Origin of the sequence: Erwinia sp. BNK-24-b (assembly GCF_047456155.1) — a bacterium.
GTDB lineage: Bacteria > Pseudomonadota > Gammaproteobacteria > Enterobacterales > Enterobacteriaceae > Erwinia > Erwinia phyllosphaerae.
The window spans coordinates 3,676,801-3,695,354 of the sequence record NZ_CP179901.1 but is presented as its reverse complement, the minus strand read 5'-3'; the positions used below and the strand labels follow the sequence as shown (position 1 = coordinate 3,695,354).

The 18,554-nt window shown below is 56.5% G+C and carries 11 protein-coding genes; 4 read left to right on the top strand and 7 right to left on the bottom strand.

The window, feature by feature from the left end:
* Positions 1–42: 42 nt before the first annotated feature.
* The 3 genes from ACMGGR_RS16955 to ACMGGR_RS16945 are packed head-to-tail and all read right to left on the bottom strand — an operon-like array spanning position 43 to position 10,455.
* Positions 43–273, bottom strand: a complete 231-nt coding sequence (locus ACMGGR_RS16955; RefSeq protein WP_414147396.1) for a hypothetical protein — start codon at positions 271–273, stop codon at positions 43–45.
* The gene (locus ACMGGR_RS16950; protein WP_414147395.1) at positions 270–8,819 is read right to left on the bottom strand and encodes a hemagglutinin repeat-containing protein; all 8,550 of its coding nucleotides are present in this window, start codon (positions 8,817–8,819) and stop codon (positions 270–272) included. Before ACMGGR_RS16950 ends, ACMGGR_RS16955 begins: the two co-directional genes overlap by 4 nt.
* Positions 8,820–8,841: 22 nt before the next feature.
* On the bottom strand, positions 8,842–10,455 hold the full coding sequence (locus ACMGGR_RS16945) for a ShlB/FhaC/HecB family hemolysin secretion/activation protein (RefSeq protein ID WP_414148984.1): 1,614 nt from the start codon (positions 10,453–10,455) through the stop codon (positions 8,842–8,844).
* A 462-nt stretch (positions 10,456–10,917) separates the two neighbouring features.
* On the opposite strand from ACMGGR_RS16945, the gene hpt reads away from it, so the two are divergent.
* On the top strand, positions 10,918–11,454 hold the full coding sequence (hpt, locus tag ACMGGR_RS16940) for a hypoxanthine phosphoribosyltransferase (RefSeq protein WP_246758247.1): 537 nt from the start codon (positions 10,918–10,920) through the stop codon (positions 11,452–11,454).
* A gap of 62 nt (positions 11,455–11,516) precedes the next feature.
* Here hpt and can read toward each other — a convergent pair whose 3' ends face one another.
* On the bottom strand, positions 11,517–12,182 hold the full coding sequence (can, locus tag ACMGGR_RS16935) for a carbonate dehydratase (RefSeq protein ID WP_246758248.1): 666 nt from the start codon (positions 12,180–12,182) through the stop codon (positions 11,517–11,519).
* Between the two features lie 107 nt (positions 12,183–12,289).
* Between can and ACMGGR_RS16930 the strand changes: the two genes are divergently transcribed.
* The 3 genes from ACMGGR_RS16930 (at position 12,290) to ACMGGR_RS16920 (ending at position 16,343) form a co-directional block, all read left to right on the top strand.
* Positions 12,290–13,216: an ABC transporter ATP-binding protein gene (locus ACMGGR_RS16930; RefSeq protein ID WP_414147394.1), complete on the top strand. Its 927-nt coding sequence runs from the start codon at positions 12,290–12,292 to the stop codon at positions 13,214–13,216.
* Positions 13,213–13,983 (top strand): ABC transporter permease, encoded by a 771-nt coding sequence (locus ACMGGR_RS16925; protein WP_246758251.1) that lies wholly within the window; start codon positions 13,213–13,215, stop codon positions 13,981–13,983. The genes ACMGGR_RS16930 and ACMGGR_RS16925 overlap by 4 nt, the downstream gene beginning before the upstream one ends.
* A gap of 263 nt (positions 13,984–14,246) precedes the next feature.
* Entirely contained in the window at positions 14,247–16,343 is a 2,097-nt protein-coding gene (locus tag ACMGGR_RS16920; RefSeq protein WP_414147393.1) for a hypothetical protein, read from the top strand.
* A gap of 67 nt (positions 16,344–16,410) precedes the next feature.
* Here ACMGGR_RS16920 and panD read toward each other — a convergent pair whose 3' ends face one another.
* Genes panD through panB form a run of 3 tightly spaced genes read right to left on the bottom strand, consistent with a single transcriptional unit; the run spans position 16,411 to position 18,505 of the window.
* Positions 16,411–16,791 (bottom strand): aspartate 1-decarboxylase, encoded by a 381-nt coding sequence (panD, locus tag ACMGGR_RS16915; RefSeq protein ID WP_246758660.1) that lies wholly within the window; start codon positions 16,789–16,791, stop codon positions 16,411–16,413.
* A 49-nt stretch (positions 16,792–16,840) separates the two neighbouring features.
* Complete coding sequence (panC, locus tag ACMGGR_RS16910; protein ID WP_246758253.1) at positions 16,841–17,695, bottom strand: pantoate--beta-alanine ligase; 855 nt, start codon at positions 17,693–17,695, stop codon at positions 16,841–16,843.
* Between the two features lie 15 nt (positions 17,696–17,710).
* Positions 17,711–18,505, bottom strand: coding sequence for a 3-methyl-2-oxobutanoate hydroxymethyltransferase (panB, locus tag ACMGGR_RS16905; protein WP_414147392.1), 795 nt, complete (start codon positions 18,503–18,505; stop codon positions 17,711–17,713).
* Between the last annotated feature and the right edge of the window lie 49 nt (positions 18,506–18,554).

Below are 18,554 nucleotides of genomic sequence, written 5' to 3'. Positions count from 1 at the left end.
GCCGGGAAGGGCTGGGATTTGTCACTTATTAATGAATAGAGATCACCTTTTAAATAAAGGTAAAAGGTGACAAGCAAACCAAAAAATCAGGCTTGCAGAAATAGCACCAATGGTAGCACCTTTTAAGCCACGCCATAAGTTATCAAAATAAAAGATGCCTTCAGTTAAATAATTCAGCCCCTCAAAAAAGATGAAAAACGCTACAACAATGAAACTCAATGCTAATTCAATTAGTAAAAAAACCTTGGCTAGCACTATGAGACTTTTTATCATTTCTTAGTCTCCGGTTTTTTTTCCAAATATCCTGGCGCCAGCCCGGATGCAACAGAGTCACCCATATTTCCAACAACAGATGGTAAAGGATGCTGGGATGCTGGTTTTGTGATTGTCCAGACACCTGTCGGCACCCATTCATACTGTTTCGATACGGGGTTAAGTATTTTATCCATTGGTACTTTGATAACATTGCCAGTCGCATATCCGGCTGTTGCACCCGCCTTACTCAACAGAGCCGCCATAAAGGGATCGTCCCCGCTGATTTCAGCCTGGTAATAGCCGCCCGCAGCATTCCAGGCCATTGTGGGGTTATAACCTTTACCTGCCGTAATGGCCCCGATCACTCCGGAACCGATCACGTCTGATAATTTTACTTCACCTGTTGTTCCGTACTGGATACCTGCCCCTGCGGCTACACCCACACCCACCGCAATAAGCTGCTCTTTGGTATTATTTACTGCGTTGGTAATAATAGCCTTGCCGCCCATTATGGCCACTGGCCAAGAGGTTGGATCACTTATTACTGATAAGATACGATCACCTGTCGTTATATTTTCTTCCAGGAATTTAAGATCGCTTCCATTAAGATAATTAACCAGTGCTGCCGCAGTCGGATCTTTCAGTTTTTCATCGAGTCGAATTTGTGACGGGTTAGCGTCATTCGCCACATTTGTGGCACCCTGTATCAACTCCTGCCAGGATACACAGGTAACACCGCCGTCAGTACAGGCTTCCTGAAGCTCTTTACTATTCTGGTTGCTGATTTCGATATACTTCTCAGCCACTTTCCCGCAGTCACCGCCGGAGGCTTTGCAGTCCTTCATTTCCTTGTCCAGTTGACGGGCTTCTTTTGAACTCAGCCAGTTAGACTCAACCGTCGTTTTCCCGGCCTGAGCCGCAGCCACCGTATCCGCCGTGCTGTCACCGGTTAACCCGCCTGCCAGACCTGCTGCCAGTATCGCCAGTGCGCTCACCGTCTGTTTCTCTGTCTCTGACAGTTCGCTGACCGGTTTGCCGTAGACATCTGTGGCTATCATTCCGGCTATCTCTGCCGTCGCCGCGCCTGCCGCACCAACCAGCGCACTGTTGCCCTGCGCCGCCGCCAGTGCCGCATTCACCGCGGCGTGGGCTAGCACCTTACCTGAGTCATCCAGCCCGCTGCTCCCAATGATGTTCGCGATATACGGTGCAGAGCCGCCCGCAGCAGCCTTCGCCAGGTCTCCTCCCGTCAGACCCTGCACCGCCGCCGTCGCCGCCTGGATTGCCATCTGCATCTTACCTCCCGTACCGAACCCGCTTTCATTAAACGCCTGGTTATAGAAGTTCTGGTACGCCTGGTTGCTGATGTCGTCTGCCGTCGGCTCTTTGCCCGGATTCGTCTTGCGCCAGTCAGACTCTGCCGCTTTCATTTGCTCCCGCGACACATCCGTCATCTTCTCATTTGCGGCCTTCGTCGCAATTATTTGCCCCTGCGTTCTGGCGATATCACTGACCTGACTGCCAATCTCCCCAATAAGCTGCGCCGCCTTCAGCCGGTTCTGCTCTTTCTCCTTGTCGAAGATTTGTGCAAGCCCCGGATTTGCATTTTCCACATCCCGACTTAAGTCTGCAACATCCTGCTGCTGCTTTTCCCCGTCGCGGATTACAATCGTGCCTTCCGACACGGCTGCTTTTGTCGTGCTGTCCGCGCTGTCCGAACCGTTCAGGCCCGCCAGCAGGCCATTTGCCATATTCCCGGCGAACTGGCTGCCGATGCTGCCGCCCGTGCTGATACCCGCGCTGACGTGTTCAACCTCGTATTCCGCGTGGTTGTGAATGTCGCTGAAGCCCAGCGTGCCGGTGTCCAGTTTGTTCTTGTCCGCTTCTGCCGTCGAGCCGATAACCGCGCCGTGCAGTTGCGTGCGCTTGCCCACGGTGATATCAAAGCCGCCGCTGCCGGCGAAAATACCCGACTGCTCCGTCACCGACTGCCAGTCGCTGTTCATTTTATCGCGTGAGGCGTTTACGCTGGCCGTTACCGTGCCTGCACCGAAGGTATAACCGGCACCGGCACCGGCATTCTGCTGCTTCGCGTCAAACGTTTCGCTGTCCTGCTCGCTGGCGATGGTCAGGTTGCGGCCCGCGTCGACCTTCACCGTTTCGCCACTGACCTGCGCGCCGGCAAGCGTGGTGTCGCGGCCGCTGGCTATCGTTACCTGGTTGCCTGCGTTCAGCTGCGTTTCCACGTGGCTGACGACGTCCGCATTTTCATGGCCTTTGCCTTTGTTAACGCTGGCCGAGACGTTAAGGCCCGTGCCGCCGCTGCCCGCCGTGATGCCGACGCCCAGGCTGCCGCCTTTACTGCTGTTATTGCTGCGCGTGCTGCTGGTTTCTTCGGCTGAAAACAAATTGACGTCGCGGCTGGCCGACAGCAGCAGGTCTTGGCCCGCCTGAAGCTGACTGCCCGCCACGGTGATATCGCCGCTTTCGCCTTTTACGCCGCTGCCGGTTGCGGTAATGCTGAGATTGCCGGCCGCCGTCAGGCTGCTGCCTCGTTGGGTAGTCTGTGCCAGCACGCTTTCCGATTTCGAGCTCTGGCTGCCGTAAGAGAGGCTGACGCCGACGGTGTTGTTGTTCGACGGGTCGTTACCTTTCGCTTCGTCCAGCCTGAGCGCCTGGGTGGCGCTGACGCCCGAAAGCGCTGCCTTCATGCCCTGCAACGCCGCCAGGCGGCCGTCGCTTTCTTCGCTGGCCTGTTTCGCCGTGGTGACCGCCGCGTTCAGCGCGGAGCCTGCGGCCCCCGACAACGCCAGCGTCAGGCCGGAGGTTTTCTGCTCGGTGGTATGAGTCTGTGAAGACTGGTTTTCCGCTGCCAGAATATTCACTTCCTTCCCGCTCAGGCGAAGGTCTTTTCCTGCCAGCACGTCCGAACCCTGAACCAGCAGGTTATTGCCCGCGCTCAGCGTCACGCTGCCCTGTGAGCTGCCGACCATGCTGCCGAGATTACCGTGGGTTACCGCATCGTCGGTGGTTTTCAGCGAGCTGCTGCCGACCGTGACGCCAATGCCGCCCGTGCCGGAAAGGCCGCTTTTTGTCTCCTTGCGCAGATGGTTTTCCCGGCGCGTTTCCTCCGTCGTGGTGAGGGTCAGATTGTTGCCTGCCGCCAGGGCTACATCGTGCGTACCTGCCACGTTACTTCCTGAGATGCTCAGGTCATGTCCCGCCTGCATCCTGACCGTCTCGCCATCAAAGCTGCTGCTTACCGCGCTCCGGCTTTGCACCTCATCATGCGTGGTAACCGATTTTTTCGACAGCATGCCGCCGCTGGTCTGGTGGCTGTTCTCGATAAGGTGATAAGAGGCGTTACCGCTGGTGAGGCTGATGTCATTGCCCGCCGCCACGCGCAGCGCGTTACCGGCACTGACCGTGGCCGCTGTGGCATTCAGGTCGTGGCCCGCCGACAGCAGCACGTCGCCGTTACCGATAATCTGACTGCCGATATCCGTGCTCTGCGTCAGCGTGCGGTCGTTGCCTTTGCCCCAGCTGGCGCTCTCGCTGCCGGTGAGGGTGAGGGTGCCCAGGTTCAGGTCGTTTCCGGCAACAATCTGCGTCTGGCTGCCTGCGCCGCCGTTGCTGATTTGTGTCGCGGTGAGGTTAACGTTGTTCATCGCCTGCAATACCAGCGTGCCGCTGTCGTTCTGCACGTAGATGCCCGCCGGACGATCAAAGGTGATATTGTCCGGGCGACCGCCCAGCGTGCTGATGCTGTTGATATCGCGGCCCGCTATTGCCGTCAGGCTGCTGCTGCCCAGCAGCGTTCCGCCCGTATTATTGATATCGGTGCGGGCTCGCAGGTCAACGCGGTCGCCGCCGATAAAGCCGCTGTTGTTCAGATTATCTGCCGTCAGCCGCGTGACGTCGCGGCCTTTAATATGTCCGCTGTTGGTCAGATCGTTGCTGACGTTCAGCGAGATATTGTTACCCGCCAGCAGCGCGCCGCTGCCGTCCAGATCGCCTGGTTTAACGCGGGCATACAGCTGCGGCACCAGTACCTCCTGCGTGGTGCCGTCGGACAGCGTGACGGTCTGTTTCACCAGCCATACCATGTCGCTGGTCAACTGCGCCATCTGTGCCGCAGTCAGCGCCACGCCGACGGTCAGGCTGTACTTTTCGGCAAAGGCGACACCGGTATCCATCAGCGCCCGGAACTGTGCCTCGTCGCTGCTATAGCCGCTCAGGTAGCGGTTGCCGGTCAGCGCCACCACCTGCTGGCGGACAAGCTGCTGCTCGTAAAACCCGTCTCCCAGACGCTTCAGCACGTTGTCCGGATCCTGCGTGAGCCGGTTCTGCATATAGTCGCTGCCCAGCCACTGCTTTTTATCGGTAAAGCGGGGATCGGTCTCGATCAGGAACGGCACGTTGCTGCCGGGATGCAGCTGATACAGGCTGTTATCCGGCAGCGTTGTGTTTGGGACGATCGCCCTGATTGCGGTGTTGCCATCGCCGTCTGGCTGAGCGATTTCCACCAGGTGCCCGGAAGGTGGGGTCAGCGGTGTCTGTCCGCTATCCGCAGTGATATCACCGGCATGAATAATAGTGGTGTCTGCGCCTGAGGTATCACGCCCGGCGACGGTTGTTCCGCTGCCGCTGATGGCCGTATTTCCCTGCCACGTCATGGTCTGCAGGTCGATGGTCTGAATAACGTCCTCGGGGCTGTAGCCGCTGTAGTCCTTACCCTGTGACGTTTTCGTGCCGCCCCTGCCGTTGCTGGACTTTTTGGCATACCAGCGGACCTGCGTGCCGATATCGGTAATGACGCGCTGGCCCATCGTGGCGATATTGTTCAGCTCGCTAATCGCGCCACCGAGCAGGCCGCCAGCCACGATGCGGCTGTCGTGGTTATTGACCCGGTCACTGTTAATGGTCAGATTGCCGCCGGCCATAATCTGGCCCGGATCGCTCTCTTTTACCTGCGTTTCGGTGATGGTGCGCTCGTACTGATATTCGTAGAAGGTCCGGCCGCTTGAGCCGTCAGGCATGATGGCCGCGTGAACGTTGTATTTGTTTTTGGTACTGGTATCCACATCGTCCCAGTCAAAACGGATGGTTGAGCCGCTCAGCACCGCTTCGTGATGAGAAGACCGCTCAACCATCACCACTTCGGTGACGAGATGGTCGTTGATATTGTTAATTTCGCCGATATCCAGCGTCATATCTCCGACGGATTCCAGCGTGGCGCTGTGGTTATTAAACACGGCACTTTTGCCGCTGGCCTGCCAGCTGTCGTCCAGCACGCCGCCGACGGCGATATTGCCCTGGCTGTAGATCAGCGCATGTTCATAGTTGTTTATCTGGTTAGCACCGATATCCAGCCGCTCACGAGCGGCAATGGTTGCGGCGGCGCCATTTTCGGCCAGGTTATTCAGCGTCCCGGCCTGTAGCGCAATATGGTTGCCGTAGATGCGTCCGGTGCCGGTATTGGTCAGGACAGAGGAGGAGACATGCGTCAGTCCGCCATCAAGCAGGCCACGGTTGGTAACGCTGCCGGAAATCAGCAGGTGATTTTCTGCGGCGCTGATTTCCGCCGACTGCTGGTTTTCCAGCTCTGCGGTATGCAGGTTAAGCACGCCACCGGCTTTGATCAGCGACTGATTCACCAGGCCACCGCTAAAGGTGACATTCATATCACCGTTAGCAATGACCTGGCCCTGATTGAAAAAGGCCTGCTGTAAGACCAGATCCATGGCGTTCTGAGACAGTACCCGGCCATCGCCACTTAATGAGTATGCGGTCAGGCTAAGGTTACTTCCGCCAATAAGCGTGCCGGCGGTGTTGGTAAGAGCCAGCGAGCCGCCGCCGTTGAAACTGAGCCGGGAAGCCGAAGAAATCAGGCCGCCGCTGTTATTCAGCGTGCTGCTGGTGGTGATATCGAGCAGGTCGTTTGCCCGAATTGCACCGCCTGAGTTATCGAGTTCGGCGCTGGTGAGAATGACCGACTGGCCTTCGATACCGGTGTTTTCGCGTTGAGTATTACGGTTGTTGAGCGAAGTGGTGGTGAGCGCCAGCCTTGCGCCGCCGCGTATCAGTCCGGCGGTGTTGTCCAGACCGGCGCCGGCTGCGTCAATCAGCGCGTTACCCACTATCTGCATCTGACCGCCGATGTTCGACAGCGTACCGGTATTCAGCCGCGCATCAACGGATGACGTAATGGTGCCGCTGGTATTATCCAGCTGCTGGCCCTGCGTGTTGAGCTGCAGCCCGCCTGCGCTGATTAACTGCCCTGACGAGTTGAGCAGTGCGCCCGTCAACAGCGTCAGGGTTTTGCCCGCGCTGAACACACCGCCGGTATTGGTCAACGTATTGTTCTGCGTGTTCAGGTTCAGGCTGGTGCCTGCCTGCACGCGGCCGGACTGGTTATTCATTGCGCCAGTGGTCAGGCTGAGGTTCGCGTCGCTGGCAAGCGTGCCCCGTTGGTTGGTCAGACTTAGCCCGCTCAGGTAGGCATGACCGCCTGCGGCAATAAACCCGGCGGTGTTATCAATATTTCCACCTTCAACGGACAGGGTTCCACCGCTGAGAATGCCGCCGTTGCTGCCGCTATCACGGTTATAAAGATCGCCACCCGATAATGTCAGCGTCATATTTGTGCCGGACTGCAGCATGCCACCCGCGTTATTCAGGCCAGTGCTTTGTAGCGACAGATCCCCGGCTGCGGCCATCACACCCTGCAGGTTGTTAAGCTGAGCCCGGGTAGTAATCTGCAAATCGCCGTTCTGCGCGGCAATCAGCTGTCCCTGATGATTATTCAAGGCTTCTGCTGTTAGCAGGATATTGCCGTTAGCCGTAATGCTGCCTTTCTGATTGTCCAGCAGGTCGTTGACCACCACCGACAGGTCACCGCTGCCGGTGTGCAGTAGCGAACCCTGTTGATTATTGAATGATGAGGTGCTCAGCGTCAGATTCAGGCCTTTGCTGGCAAGGGTGCCACCGGCGTTATTCAGACCGTTGATAAAGGATAACCGCAGGTCGCCAGTGCCGAGCTGTTGTACCAGTCCCTGCTGGCTGGAGAGCGAGCGGGCGCTAAGGTTCAGTGCATCAGCCGAAATTTTGCCGCTATCGTTATTAATGGCATCACGGGCTGACGCAGTAAGCTGATGCGTGGCGGCCACGGTAGCTTTTGCCGTGCTGATGTTGCCTGCGCTGGCCCGTAATGAGATGTCATTACCAAAGGTCTGACTGCCGCTGAAATCAAGCGCGGTACCCGTCGCGGTCAGCTGACCGGCCGCCAGAGCCTGGCCGTTGACCTTCAGCTCGCCCTGGCTGGTCACGTTCAGGTTACCGGCCGACCCCAGAGTGCCGTCGCTGTTCATTCCCGCCGCCAGTGCCGCAGCGGAACTGCTGGCAACCGATGCGGCGTTCAGCGTGGTGTTATTGCCTGCGGCAATAATTCCGCTGTTATTCAGCATGCCCCCGGCCGTGATAGCCGTGTTGCCTGCGGCATAAACCTTGCCGCTGTTCTCTACCAGACGTTGAGAAGTCAGCAGCAGGTTCTGTGACGCGGTGATGCGGCCGCTGTTGCTGATGCTGCCGTCGGCGTTGACCACCACCTCACCGGCGGAAGCGCCGATGCTTCCGGCATTGTGCACGCCCACGCCGTTTTCGGTACCGCGCAGGCGGATTTTGTTGGCATACATGCCGCCCAGTTGAGCAACATCCACGGCGAACTGCGGGGGCTCGCTGCCGTCTGCTGATTTTGCGGTGACTTCCTGATGCGCGGCGTCGACAGTGTTACGGCCAGCGGTCACGTTCAATTCTTTTGCGTGGATAGCGGCATTAACCTTTACCGCGCGGGCAATCAGATCGGTGCTATTCTGCTGGCGGCTGTCCATGCCCGCGCCCTGGATCACAATCTCACCGTTATTCACATCGTAACCGGCGATCAGGCCGTTATTCATCTGCACCTGGCCAGTGGTCAGCGTGGCGCGGTGTGCGTTGATAAAGCCACAGCCGTCACAGGTAATGCCGGAAGGATTGGCGATAACCACCTGGGCTTTTTGTCCGGCTACTTCAATCATGCCGTTGAGCCGGCTGGCGTTGCGCGCATTGACTTCGTTAAGGATAACTTTCGCTTCGCCTCTGGCTAGGTTGCCGTTGCCGTTAACCATGCCGGCCAGCTGAGTCTGCGTACTGACGTGGGAATTGTTCAGCACCACGCCTTTGTTATCGACGTCAAACTGGCTATAGACGTTGCGCGAGACGCCGCCGCTACTCGGGGTCTGAATATTGACCTGCGGCGTGCCGTTGGCCGAGCTAATAATGGTCGGCTGTTGATTACCCGGCGCTTGGGCGTCCGCAACAACTGCGGCAAATGAGGTCATGCTGACGCAGCTTAAAGAAACCAGCAGCGCAAATTGCAGTGCAGTGAGTCTGCTTATCAGGCACGGTATCTGACCGGGTTCAGAAGAAGCAGAGGCAGTGCCGTGTGCCGAAATAGCGAATTCGCCCACGACCATCAGCATGCCACGGGCTTTATTGAAAATGATACGGTAGAAGTTCTTGTTCATGGCTGCGTCCTTGTCAGCTCATTCAGTACTGCCAGTTGAGATTGAAACCCAGCGAAACCGGGTCGGTTTTAAAGCCGTTCGGTTTTGAAAAGGGCACGGCCGCAAACAGCTCATAACCCGTTTTAAACGCCTGTCCGCGCAGGCCGATGGCACCACCGGCCAGATGGTTGCCGACCAGGTTTTCCGTGCCTTTGCCGCCGACTTCGCCATAGTCAATGCCCAGGTAGAGCGCCTGCTGCGGCAGTGGCGTTGTCCACGCCAGTTCGTTACGCACAAACCAGCCGCGATCGGCATTTAGCGAGCGCTCACCGTCAAAACCGCGCACCGACCAGCGGCTACCGATAGTGAACTGTTCCTGTGGCGTCAGCGGCGTATTGCTGAGCTGGCGCTGATACTGCACGTTGTAGCGGAACTGCTGCTGGCCCAGCGCAAAAGGAATATCCAGCTGCGCGGATAGCTGAAGAATTTTGGACAGCGCGGTGGCTTCGCCAAAGTATTCTTCCGGCGCGGAAAGCGCTCCGAACCAGCGGGTGCCGCGCTGCCAGCTTATTCCGGCATCCAGCGTGGACTGCGCAATATAGTGACGATGCTGTAAGCCAACGCGCCACGCGGAGGTACGGCGGCGCTGTACTTCGACTTCGGTATCGTTAATGAAGTTTTTCGACTCCTTCGCCAGCATGTCCCAGCTCAGCGTGGTTTTCTGGCTGCCGCTACGGTGCAGCACGCGGCTCAGCTGAAAATTCAGGTTCTGGCTTTTGCCGCTGTAGCGGTAGTCCTGATTTAGCCCTGCCACCAGCTGGTGATAGTCATAGCTGTTAACGGTCAGCCCGGCGGTCCACCAGCCAAAGGGCAGCGAGTAATGCCCGGTCAGGTTGCTGCTGCCTTTATCGTGATGCTTTTCCAGGCTGCTGCTGGCGGAAATATAAAACAGATCGCTGAGGGAAAAGGGGTTATCCAGCGAGAACGTGAGGCCGCCCTGATAGCGACCGGTACTGCGGGTGCCGGAATCATCCAGCGAGGCGCCGACGCGCCACATTCTACTCTGCTGCCAGCGCAGCTCTACGTCGCTTTCACCCGGCTGCGCGCCCGGCATAATCTCCATGCTGGCCTGTACGGTCGGCAGCCGCTGGAGATTTTCCAGCCCCTGTTCGATATCGCGCAAATCCAGCAGCGCACCGGCGTGAACCGGAAAAGCGCTATACAGCGAAATATACTGGCCGCTGTCAGGCATCAGGATAACCTTACGAACCTTGCCCGGCACGATAGTCAGCTTTAGTTCACCGCTGTTTAGATCTTGCGCCGGAGCCAGCACGCGAGTAGTGATATAGCCGTGGTCGATCAGGCGATTTTGTAACGTGCTCATCAGCAGATTAATGCCTTTGCCGCCCAGGCAGCGACCAGCGGCCTGATTACTCAGGCGTTGCAGAGGTAGCCAGTGTGGCAGAGCGTCGTTGCCGTTGAGGCTCACCCGCGAAATCGGGAAGCAGGGTTTTTCATCGGGAAACAACAGGTCAAAACCGGCAGAGGGCGGGGAAAGCCGCACATCCGGCGCGGGCGGCGTCAGCTGTTGTTCCAGCGCTTTCTGGCGCTGCTGGTGTAGAAGCAGTGGCTCGTTGATTTCAGCAGCCTGCGCCATCGGCAGCGGCGCGACAAAGAGCGCGAGAGGAACAAGGTAAGCGCTTTTATAGCGCAAAAGATCGAGAAGAGAAAATCTCGGCATTGACGAATCCTTGTCAAAGAAATCAGGCTATACAAACACCTGACCCTGAACTCTCATTTTCAGGTGTTAATTGTTGCGGTTATAAAAAACCATTAATTATGCAGGGTCTTTTGGGACATACTAAGTTACATTTTTTATAGAAGCAATATGAATGCTGGCTTCTTCTTATTAAGTTGGTTGTGTTTTAAAGCAGGTTACGGGCAGGCTTCTTTAGGCTTTCTGACCGTAACAGGAATCCCTGATATAATCCCCGCCTGGAAAAGTTCTCATGCTATCGCTGCTGTACTGGATTGTGCGATATTCGGCGTACCAATATTCACTTTTTATACACGCTTTACATGGTTTTTAACTGAATAAAATCAGTGAGATATGTGATTTATGAAACACACTGTAGAAGTCATGATCTCTGAACAGGAGATTGCTAAACGCATCGCTGAGCTGGGCCAGCAGATTACCGAAAACTATCGCGATAGCGGCAGCGAAATGGTGCTGGTGGGGCTGCTGCGCGGTTCCTTTATGTTTATGGCAGATCTGTGCCGTAAGATAGAGGTATCGCACGAGGTCGATTTTATGACGGCTTCCAGCTATGGCAGCGGCATGTCTACCACGCGTGATGTGAAAATCCTGAAAGATCTGGATGAAGATATTCGCGGCAAGGATGTGTTAATCGTGGAGGATATTATCGATTCCGGCAACACGCTGAGCAAAGTGCGGGAGATCCTCAGCCTGCGCCAGCCAAAATCGCTGGCAATCTGTACGCTGCTCGACAAGCCCGAACGTCGTGAAGTGGATGTGCCGGTGGAGTATGTCGGCTTTACCATCCCGGATAAATTTGTGGTCGGTTACGGCATTGACTACGCCCAGCGCTATCGTCATCTGCCTTATGTAGGCCACGTGGTGATGCTGGAAGAGTAACCTCTGCCGCACGATCGACTAAGGCCGGATTATCCGGCCTGATATATGATGCAGCCCGAAAATCAGTTCGGGTTTTGCAGGCCTTTCAGCGCGTTAGCAATCCCATCATGGTGGCGCTGTTCAAGCACGTCCATGCTGGATGCGCCGACCTCAAGGTCGTGCAGATGACCATCCTGCAGACCGTAAACCCAGCCGTGAATTTTAACATTCTGGCCGCGCTTCCATGCTGACTGCATGATGGTGGAGTGGCCGAGGTTATAAACCTGTTCAATCACGTTGATTTCACAAAGTTTGTTAAAACGCGCTTCCGGTGTCGGCAGCTGTTTCAATGAAGAACTATGCTTGTACCACAGATCGCGGATATGCAGCAGCCAGTTGTTGATCAGGCCCAGTTCCGGGTTCTCAACTGCCGCCTGGACGCCGCCGCAGCCGTAGTGGCCACAGATAATGATGTGCTCTACCTGCAGCACTTCAACAGCGTACTGCACAACGGAAAGGCAGTTCAAATCCGTGTGGATAACCAGGTTAGCCACGTTGCGATGGACGAACAGTTCGCCAGGCTCAAGGCCGGTCAGACGTTCGGCGGGAACACGGCTGTCAGAACAGCCAATCCAGAGAAAACGCGGCTTTTGTGCCACTGACAGGCCTTCAAAAAAAGCCGGGTTTTCTTCTTTCAGCAGGCGAGACCACTCGCGATTGTTACTAATGAGAGTATCGATATCTTTCATTTTTATAGCGCCAATAACTTGATATGCGTGGCAGTAATATAGGCCATCAAACTGTGATTTAAAACGCTAAACAAGAAAACCATACAAAACAGGGCAATCCTTTACCTATGACTTATGCACTGGAACTCGAAAAACTGACCAAAACCTATGCGGGTGGCGTTCAGGCCTTGAAGGGAATCGACCTTAACGTAGAGGCGGGTGATTTCTATGCGCTGCTTGGCCCAAACGGGGCGGGCAAATCCACGACTATCGGCATTATCAGTTCGCTGGTAAACAAAACCGCCGGTAAAGTGCGGGTGTTTGGCTACGATTTGCAGCAGGACGTGGTCAACGCCAAGCGTCAGCTGGGCCTGGTGCCGCAGGAATTTAACTTCAACCAGTTCGAAACCGTGCTGCAAATTGTGGTCAGCCAGGCAGGCCTTTACGGCGTGGAAAAGGCTGATGCGCTGAAGCGAGCGGAAAAATACCTTAAGCAGCTGGACCTGTGGGATAAACGCAACGAGCGGGCGCGCATGCTTTCCGGCGGGATGAAACGGCGTCTGATGATTGCCCGCGCGCTGATGCATGAGCCCAAGCTGCTGATTCTGGATGAGCCAACCGCGGGCGTGGATATCGAGCTGCGCCGTTCAATGTGGAGCTTCCTTCAGGATCTGAATGCCAAAGGCACCACCATTATCCTGACGACCCACTACCTGGAAGAAGCAGAGATGCTTTGCCGCAATATCGGCATTATTCAGCATGGTCAGCTGGTGGAGAACACCACCATGAAGGGGCTGCTGTCCAAGCTAAAATCGGAAACCTTTATTCTCGATCTGGCGGCAAAAAGCCCGCTGCCGGAGCTGGAAGGTTTTCAGTACCGCTTAGTCGATACGTCAACGCTGGAAGTCGAAGTCATGCGCGAGCAGGGACTGAACAGCGTCTTCAGCCAGCTTAGCCAGCAGGGCGTAAAAGTATTAAGTATGCGCAACAAGGCTAACCGTCTTGAGGAGCTGTTTGTTGACCTGGTGAACGGTCGCAAAGGAGAAAAAGCATGACACATCTGTACTGGGTCGCCCTGAAAAGTATCTGGGGAAAAGAGATCAACCGTTTTGCCCGCATCTGGATCCAGACGCTGGTGCCGCCGGTGATCACCATGACGCTCTACTTTATTATCTTTGGTAACCTGATTGGTTCACGCATCGGCGATATGCACGGCTTTAGCTATATGCAGTTTATTGTGCCGGGCCTGATCATGATGGCGGTTATCACCAATGCCTATGCCAACGTGGCATCTTCCTTCTTTAGCGCCAAGTTTCAGCGCAACATTGAAGAGCTGCTGGTGGCACCGGTGCCGACGCACGTCATTATTGCCGGTTACGTTGGTGGCGGCGTGGCGCGCGGCATCTGCGTAGGCGTGCTGGTGACGGCTATCTCGCTGTTTTTTGTGCCTTTCCATGTGCATTCCTGGCTGATGGTGGCGGTAACGCTGGTGCTGACCGCGATCCTGTTTTCGCTGGCGGGCTTGCTGAACGCAGTGTTTGCGCGGACGTTTGACGATATCAGCCTTATTCCCACCTTTGTGCTGACGCCGTTAACCTATCTGGGCGGCGTGTTCTATTCGCTGACGCTGCTGCCGCCGTTCTGGCAGATGGTGTCGAAGCTGAACCCGATCGTCTATATGATCAGCGGCTTCCGCTTTGGTTTTCTGGGCATTTCCGACGTGCCGCTGGTGTTTACCCTGGCGGTACTGGTGGCCTTTATCGCGGTGTTTTATATGCTGGTCTGGGCGCTGATCCAGCGCGGTAGAGGTCTGCGAACCTAAGCTTCAGCTTTTATCCCTTCCTGCAACGGGAAGGGATAAACACCCCGTTTTTAGCTTCTGCTTTGTGCTATTTCCCAGCCGAAATTATTTGATACCGATCACTAAATATAAGAAAACCTTATTTCGCCGCAAACTCTCTCCCGCATATCGCCACTCAACCGTATCGCGAATACGTTGTTCTGGTATCCGAACGGCCAGTGTTATCACGATAAACCAGGCAGGCTGCGCGCCTGTTATCTTCTTGTTTAACCTGGAACTTACTTATGGCCGGTATTAATTCATTACCCTCAACCGTTAGGCAGGCGACCTCCTCCGAGCCTTCAGCGCAGGCGTCGTCCAGCCACGGGCCGCGCGCCCGACACACCACCGCAGGCCCATCCGGATCTACCGTTGCCACGGCAGATGCCGCGCGTCAGCAGGCTATCAGTGATATTGCCACCCATCTGAATAACTATTTCCCCGGCAGCAGCGGGATGAATGATATCGTGCAGGATCGTGCCGCCGAGCTGCATTCAATGGGAGAAACGCCCGAAACTATCGCTGCAAACATGGCCAAAGCGCAGAAAATGGATTACATCAGCGATGCGGTAGGCGGCGCGGTCAAGGCTTTTCCGTTTGCTATTTCTGGCTACGCGTCGGGAGCACTTAAGCTGGGGGCTGGCGTCTCCGGTACGTCGCCCGGATCGGAAGCCCTGGCGGGGGCGATCGACGGGGCCACGGCAATGGTACTCAAATCGGTAGGTGATAAGGTTTTTGCTAACGTGGTAAAGGATACGATGTGGCTGGCTGCCGATGCGGAAAAACTGGAGCCTGAGATGCAGGAAGCGCTGAAAAAGCGCCAGGGACTGGGAGAGAGCCTGAAACTGGCTCCGCTGGGAGGCCTGGGCTTTGATGGCCGTAACGCCGTGGTAGGGACGGTCGCCACGGTTTCGCATAATAATCCCCAGGCGGTGTCGCATACCAGCAACGTGCTGAGTATGGCGGCAGGCGCGGCGGGAAATGTACTGACTAACAAGTTCAGCGCTTCTCATGGCCCGGAATACTTATTAGGGCGTACCGACTGGAAAGCGCAGTATGAGTCTTTGAAAAACACCAGCGTGAAGCAGCAGATGACGTCCGGCGGAGCGGAAAGATTAAAAACCTTGCTGCTTAGCCTGATGACGCCGCGTAATTATGCGAAAGGCGCGCTAAATATTACCTCCGGCAATATGGTGTCGGAAATTGGCGCGCTGGCAGTGGCGCTGGCAGGAAACAACGCGTTGCGTAACATTGTCCGTAATCCGGGCGTGAGCGAGGCGGTCACCTCGGCTTCTTCTGCCGCAATCGATGCGGCAACCGGGCGAATTGGCGCGGGTGAACTGACCTCGCCCAAAGAAATTGCTAAAGACCAGGCTGTTAACCTTGTGGGTGCCGCGCTGGCTTATGCTTTTCAGGGCGTAGCCGGAGCGTTAGCGGGGCCGGCACCCACCCGCAACGATGAGGCGGTCGATTTTCTGGCAGATAAAGTGGTGAACAGCCTGGCCGGGCAGAAAACCGGCGAGCTGAGAGATAAGAGCGTGGAGCTGCTACAGCAGGGCGTGACCGGAGCCGGACATAAAGCGGTACAGGCCAAAGACCTGATGGCGCAAGGTGCTCACTCACTGGCGGACAGCGCCGTCAGGACGGGCGACAGACTGGACGATGGCCTGAGGAGAATGAAAAACAACGTTTCTGATACCGCAACCTCCGTTCATCAGTGGGCGGGAGAGCAGATAAGACGACAGTTTGCTCCTCAGCCACAGCCTGCGGCACCCATACCTTTGCAGGCAGTTACACACGGCGGCCAGGCTTCCACGCCTGCACCAGCTGCAATGCCAGCGGCCCACATCGCTCAGGCTTCAACGTCCGCACCAGCGGCACAAACCGCGCAGGCTTCAACGTCCGCGCCAGCGGCACGGCCAACAATGCAACCTGCACAGGCCTCAACGTCCACACCTGCCGCTCGGCCAACAACACGACCCACGCCGGCTTCGACATCCGCGTCAGCCGCACGGGCAGCAGCACAAACCGCACAGGCCTCAACGTCCACGCCTGCCGCTCGGCCAACAACACGACCCACACCGGCTTCGACATCCGCGTCAGCCGCACGGGCAGCAGCACAAACGGCACAGTCCTCAACATCCACGCCAGCTGCCCGACCAACACCGCAACCCGTGCAGGCCGAAACATCCACGCCAGCCGCACGGGTCGCAGCACAAACCGCGCAGGCGTCAACGTCTGCGCCAGCTGCAAGGCCAGCGCCGCAAAGCGCAGCTGCTCGTCCACAGTCGGTAACGGAGAATATTGAAATGCAGCCATTGGGTAAGAGTAAACAGGCGTAAGCCAGCAGGCAGGAAAAGAGAGGGTAAGCTGCAAAAAAGGGCGGGGGAGTGATCCCCCGCCTGTGGATCAGGCAACCTGGACCGGAACGGCTTTTGCCAGGCGCTTCATCACGTTATCGCCTTCAAAGTAGGCTACCTTCGGCTGCCATGTGCGAGCTTCGGCATCCGGCATCTCAACGTATGAACAGATAATCAGAATATCGCCTTCGCAGGCGCAGCGAGCGGCTGCGCCGTTAACGGAGATAATTTTCGAACCGCGCTCGGCGGCGATAGCGTAGGTAGAAAAGCGCTGGCCGTTGGTCACGTTGTAGATATCAATCGCTTCATATTGCAGAATACCGGAAGCGTCCAGAAAATCCTGGTCAATGGCGCAGGAGCCTTCGTAGTTCAGATCTGCCTGAGTCACTTTAACCCGATGCAGTTTGCCCTGCAGCATAGTACGGTTCATCATTTACCTCTGGTGAAAACCCATCAATACCAGCGCGTGCCGGCAATTTTTATTCGGTTAAATCAACCTGCTGGTTATCGATAAGACGCGCTTTACCCAGCCAGGCCGCCATCAGGATCGTCGCCGTTTTACTTTCTACCGTCAGCGGCAGCAGCGTTTCTGCATCAACGATAGCCAGACCATCAGCACGCAAGCCCAGGATAGCCAGCGCGGCCTCGGCATCAGCGACAATCTCGTCCACATAGCGTTCTCCATTGGACAATCTTTCCGCCATGCTGTTCATTACGCGGCTGAGCGCGGGCGCAATTTTACGCTCGTCAGCGGTCAGATAACCGTTACGCGAACTGAGCGCAAGGCCATCTTTCGCGCGCACGGTAGGTACGCCGACAATTTCAATGTCGTAGCCCATGTCCGTGACCATCTTGCGGATCAGCGCAAGCTGCTGAAAATCTTTTTCGCCAAAGCAGGCCAGATCGGGCTGCACAAGGTTAAAAAGCTTACTGACAATGGTGGAGACGCCGCGAAAATGGCCCGGGCGGCTGGCACCTTCCAGCAGTGAAGAGAGACCCGGCACCTCGACAAAAGTTTGCTCTTCCAGCCCTTTGGGATAGACGGCGGCAGGCGCGGGTGCAAACACCAGATCTACCTTGCGGCGGTTCAGCTTTTCACAATCTTCCTGCAGCGTGCGCGGATAACGAGCCAGATCGTCGGCGCGTTCAAACTGCATGGGGTTAACAAAAATGCTCGTGACTACAATGTCGGCGCGTTCGCGGGCTTCATCTACCAGCGTCATGTGACCGTCATGCAGATTGCCCATCGTCGGCACCAGCGCAATGCGCTTGCCTTCCTGCCGCCAGCGACGAATCTCACGGCGCAGCATCGGTATCGTTTCAATAATCAGCACTTGCAGTTCCCCGTCTCAGTAAAAACTGTGTTCATCGGCAGGATACGTTCCCGCCTCGACTTCCGCCACATACTGTCGGACGGCCGCGCGCATTTCCCCGGTTGCCAGCAGGAAATTTTTAGCGAATTTAGGAATGTGCCCACCGGTGATGCCGAAGGCATCATGCATCACCAGGATTTGACCATCGGTAACGTTGCCCGCACCGATACCGATAACCGGAATGGCCAGCGCTTCGGTTACGCGCTGCGCCAGCGCCACCGGTACGCACTCCAGCACCAGCATCTGTGCGCCAGCGGCTTCCAGCGCCAGCGCGTCGGCCAGCAGCGTTTCTGCCGCTTCACTTTCCCGGCCCTGAACTTTATAGCCGCCAAAGATATTTACCGACTGTGGCGTTAAGCCCAGATGGCCGCAAACCGGCACCGCGCGTTCTGCCAGCTGGCGAACGGTGTCGCTCAGCCACGCGCCGCCTTCAATTTTGACCATATTGGCCCCGGCGCGCATTAGCTCAGCCGAGCTGGCAAACGTCTGCTCAGGGGTAGCGAAGGTCATAAAAGGCAGGTCGGCCATCAGCAGCGCCGCCGGGGCACCGCGACGGACAAGGCGAGTGTGGTAAGCGATATCTTCCAGCGTTACGGGCAGCGTGGAATCGTGTCCCTGCACGACCATGCCAAGCGAATCACCAACCAGCATTACCTGGATCCCTTCGTCGGCAAACAGCCGGGCGAAGCTGTAATCATAAGCGGTAATAGAGGCGAATTTGCGCCCGCTTTTTTTCCACTGGCGAAGAGTAGAGACCGTCGTCGGTTTCATCGCAACCTCTGAGAAAGTTTTTTAGTGGGCGTATCTTAATGGAAGTGCG